We start from the raw sequence: 2,342 nt of genomic DNA, 5'->3' as shown, positions 1-2,342 counted from the left end.
TGGATTTATTGAGAGCTTTAACGGACGATTTCGCGATGAATGTTTGAATGAGCACTGGTTCAGCGATATCGTTCATGCCAGGAAAATTATTAATGACTGGCGGCAGGATTATAACGAATGCCGCCCGCACTCCACGCTGAATTATCAGACACCGTCTGAATTTGCAGCGGGCTGGAGAAAGGGTCATTCTGAGAATGAAGATTCCGACGTTACTAACTGAGTGTTGTATCTAATCGTGGGGGCAGGTCAGAAAGACTCCAGGCAGCAATCCTGAAAGCCACGGCCAGATAGAGGATTTCAATTTCCTGTTTGCTGTGCCAGCCACATATGCAACCAACTTTTTTTAGCATATAGTTAAGTTCAGTAGTAAAATGCAGTGCCTCGTCGAGAGATGATGATTATGGAGTCCGTCGTCGTGAAATTTAAAATCCAGCACTTGCAGGCCGCAGTGGCACTGGTTCTTGCCAGTTTCCAGCCGCAACCCAAAGCGGTTGCGTGTCAGCCTACGATTGTTGAACGGGTTTACGAAATGGGCTCCAGAGTCAACAAAACCGATATCAGCGAGCTCACTGTTGCTCTCAATGACGTAGCTGAAGAATTACGCTCAAGTCGCATTGAGCTGGCCCGGTATGCAGACAGCGATTTCTCCGGCGCTATCAAAGTCGCCAGCGACATCAGAAATCATACTATCCATGTCGCAGGTATCGCAGAGTCCTTTGTTCTGATGTTGCCGGAAAAAAACATCATTCAGTCGTATGACAGGAATTCTGTTGAGTTTGCGTTCTTTAAGGCCATTAAGATGGTCAGTCTTGCGGCCAAAAACTACCTTAGTCTGATTGATCAAATCACGCGAACGACAGAAGTGCGTGACTCTGGAATCAACCTCTCGGCCATGAATCACCTGCTGGATTCAGGCGACAGGGCTGCGGCCAAATGGCGTTAACGGCTGAGTACAGTCATGTCACGTGGGATTCGTTTTTCCAGCCCACGTTTGCCGTTTACCCTGAGCTGGAGAGTCAGCTACAGGCAGAGTTCATCACGTATAAATCAACTGGCGCACCGTCGAATCTCCTTGGAAGGGACGCCCCCTTTGATTTCCCGCCATTCGCTGTCGATGCTAACGTCCAGCATATTCACGTTAATCTGCATTTCCAGCTCACCTGGAGTGCCAGACAAGAGAATTACAACCGTACCTCAGATCATTATCTCATTTACACAGAACACATGTGGGATAGCGGCCGCTTTCTGCTGATGGGGCTGATAACACCGGCTCATGAACGTATGCCAGCGAGAGATACCCGGTTACTCAGCTACTTTTCTGAAGTTGCAGAAGATTTTCACGCTTCATAACCCTCAAAATCACATATGGTACCCGGCGAAAGAACGAAAAGGACCGGCCATCCCGCATATCCAAACCACCCCGGTTCAGAAGGGGAAGCAGGATAACCGGCAGACCTACTTTAACGGAAGTTCCACTGTTGAACCATTCGAGAAAATCGCGCAGCCTGCGAGCATCTTTGCACACTATCTTGTTAACTTATCATCTTGGTATGTTATTAAGTTCATATCAGATCCAGACGGTCACGAGCCGTGCGCAGGCGCGCTTCGCCGCGGCGATCGTACTGCTGGGTGGTGGTGACGCTGGCATGCCCCATGGCATCCTTTACAGTGATTAAGTCCTCGCCGTTATCCAGCATGGAGGTCGCAAAGGTTCGCCTTAAATCGTGCGGTGCGCATTTTGCAATCCCAGCCAGGCGCTGGCGCACCTGCAGGACATGGTACACCGTCTGGTCGGTAAGCCGGTCGTTCGTCAGGGTGTCAAAGCGGCGGATACGGGTGAACAGCGGCCCGTCTTTTTCTCCCCGCACGTCATCGATCCACTTTCTGAGCCGCTGCCAGGTGCCCGCCGGCATATAGGCCAGCCTTTCCTTGTTCCCCTTACCCAGTACCCTGAGCGCCCGCTCATCTGTGACAATGTCACACAAATCGAGCCCCACGGCCTCCGAGCGTCGCAGGCCGCAGCCGAGAATGACACCCAGCATCGCCGCATCGCGCACCCCAATGCTGGAGTCATCGGCCTCGCAAGCACCGAACAGCGCCCGGATCTCCTCCGGCGGCAGGGCCCGGCCGCGCGGAAGACGGCTGCCGCGCAGGTTACGGACCGCCCGGATGTGCTGGAAGCTCTCCACGTCCATCAGCCTGAGCATCCAGGCTTCCTTCGCCACGCCCTTGAGTGCCGAAAGATAGGTGTTGACGGTGGCGGTGGCCCGGCCGGTGTCGCGCAGCAGTTCGGTCACGGCCATCACGTGATGGCGCCGCAGGCTGCCCCAGCTGCAGGACTC

4 protein-coding genes are annotated in these 2,342 nt (G+C 53.5%); 3 read left to right on the top strand and 1 reads right to left on the bottom strand.

Features of this window, described 5'->3' with window-relative positions; translation table 11 throughout:
* The 3 genes from KCR01S_RS24770 to KCR01S_RS23490 form a co-directional block, all read left to right on the top strand.
* Positions 1-220: integrase core domain-containing protein (locus KCR01S_RS24770; RefSeq protein ID WP_139348828.1), on the top strand; the 220-nt coding region annotated here is incomplete at its 5' end.
* Positions 221-415: 195 nt separating this feature from the next.
* A complete protein-coding gene (locus KCR01S_RS23495; RefSeq protein ID WP_244886228.1) occupies positions 416-943 on the top strand; it encodes a hypothetical protein in 528 nt (175 codons plus the stop codon).
* Entirely contained in the window at positions 934-1,350 is a 417-nt protein-coding gene (locus tag KCR01S_RS23490; RefSeq protein WP_023338064.1) for a type II toxin-antitoxin system YafO family toxin, read from the top strand. The genes KCR01S_RS23495 and KCR01S_RS23490 overlap by 10 nt, the downstream gene beginning before the upstream one ends.
* A gap of 212 nt (positions 1,351-1,562) precedes the next feature.
* On the opposite strand, the gene KCR01S_RS23485 is transcribed toward KCR01S_RS23490, so the two are convergent.
* Positions 1,563-2,342, bottom strand: a 780-nt coding sequence (locus KCR01S_RS23485; protein WP_061285257.1) for a tyrosine-type recombinase/integrase, incomplete at its 5' end; no start/stop codon positions are given.

Source organism: Kluyvera cryocrescens NBRC 102467 (assembly GCF_001571285.1).
Lineage (GTDB): Bacteria > Pseudomonadota > Gammaproteobacteria > Enterobacterales > Enterobacteriaceae > Kluyvera > Kluyvera cryocrescens.
The sequence above is the reverse complement of the archived record's forward strand: the minus strand, read 5'-3'. Positions and strand labels throughout refer to the sequence as shown.